This window comes from Mesorhizobium sp. M2A.F.Ca.ET.067.02.1.1, from assembly GCF_004023285.1.
Classification (GTDB): domain Bacteria; phylum Pseudomonadota; class Alphaproteobacteria; order Rhizobiales; family Rhizobiaceae; genus Mesorhizobium.
On sequence record NZ_RZSB01001055.1, the window covers coordinates 1 to 1,548 of the forward strand.

The window sequence follows — 1,548 nt, forward strand, 5'->3', positions numbered from 1 at the left end:
GCCCCATGGCCGTGGTTTGCGGCGCCTGGCATGTGCCTCGCGCATAGCCTCTAACCTGCCGATCGAACCCTCGCCGTCGCGCAGCGTCGTCATCGCGTCGGCGATGGCCGCGAAGATCGGGCCGGGCTCGGGATTCTGCTCGATGATGTCCGACCACCAGCTCTCGCCGTCCTCGTAGCCGGCGGCACGCGCCAGGGTGCCAATCGGATCCTGGACGCGCGTGGGTTCTTCGCCCTGCTCGTCCTTGGCCTCCGCCTCGGCTGCTTCGGTGTCCGCTGCCGCTTCAGCCGCCTTCTCCGCAAGCCGCGCGGCCGACGGCAGGTCGATGAAGCGCAGCGCCGCCTTGTTGGCGACGGCCCAAAGTGCTGCCTGGTATTCCGGCGAGAATTCAGCGAAAGGCCAGAAGCTGGTCGCGGCGGGATCATCCTCCGGATAGCAGAGCAGCGCCACCGGCGGCTTCATGTCGGGGCTGGCGAGCAGCGGCAGCAGCGGCGAGGCATCCACCGGCCCCTCAATCAGCACGGCGACCGGCTGCAATTCCTGCAACGCCTTGACCAAGCTCCCGGCGGAGCCCGGGCCGTGGTGGCGGATGCCGAAATAGCTGATGCCGCCTTGGGTCATGGTTCAGATGGCCGCGTTGAGCGCCGCATAATAGCCGGCATAGTCCGGCCGCTTCTTCAGCACCGTCTCCAGATATTCCTCCAGCACCACCTTGTCCTGCACCGGGTCCTTGACGATGGCGCCGACCAGGCTCGGCGCCAGGCCTTCGGCATGCAGCTTGCCGTCATCGAACCATGCCGCCTGGCTGAGCCCGCTGACCATGGTGGCGATCGCCTCGGCGGTGGAGAGCGAGCCCGACGGCGTCTTCAGCGTCACCTTGCCGTCGGCGGTTGCGCCCGAGCGCAGCTCGCGGAAAATGGTGAGCACTCGCGCAATCTCCTCGCCGACATTCTTCGGCACCGGCAGCTCCAGCCCGCCGGCCATCTCGCCGACGCGACGGGAGACGATCGAGACTTCCTCCGCCATATCGTCCGGCAAAGGCAACACCACGACGTTGAAGCGGCGCTTCAGCGCCGAGGAGAACTCGTTGACGCCTTTGTCGCGGTTGTTGGCGGTGGCGATGATGTTGAAGCCACGCTGGGCATAGATCGAGGTGTTCAGCTCCGGCACCGGCATCATCTTTTCCGACAGCACGGTGATCAGCGTGTCCTGCACGTCGGAGCCCATGCGCGTCAGCTCTTCCAGCCGGCAGAGCTTGCCGTCCTGCATGGCGCGATAGAGCGGCGTCGGCACCAGCGCTTCCTGGCTCGGCCCTTTTGCCAGGAGCTGGGCATAGTTCCAGCCATAGCGGATCTGGTTCTCGTCGGTGCCGGCAGTGCATTGCACGACCAGCGTCGAGTTGCCCATGATGGCGCCGGCGAGATGTTCCGAGACCCAGGATTTTGCCGTTCCGGGAACGCCGAGCAGAAGCAGCGCGCGGTCGGTCGCGAGCGTGGCGACCGCCGTTTCCATCAATTGCCGGCGGCCGACATATTTCGGCGAAATCAC

At 66.2% G+C, this 1,548-nt stretch carries 2 protein-coding genes; both read right to left on the reverse strand.

The genetic code is table 11. The features are described from left to right. On the reverse strand, positions 1-621 hold a 621-nt coding region (locus EOA28_RS35330; RefSeq protein WP_245501678.1), incomplete at its 3' end, for a DUF5682 family protein. A gap of 3 nt (positions 622-624) precedes the next feature. Further along, positions 625-1,548 (reverse strand): AAA family ATPase (locus EOA28_RS35335; RefSeq protein ID WP_128315825.1); only part of this gene is annotated, 924 nt, incomplete at its 5' end.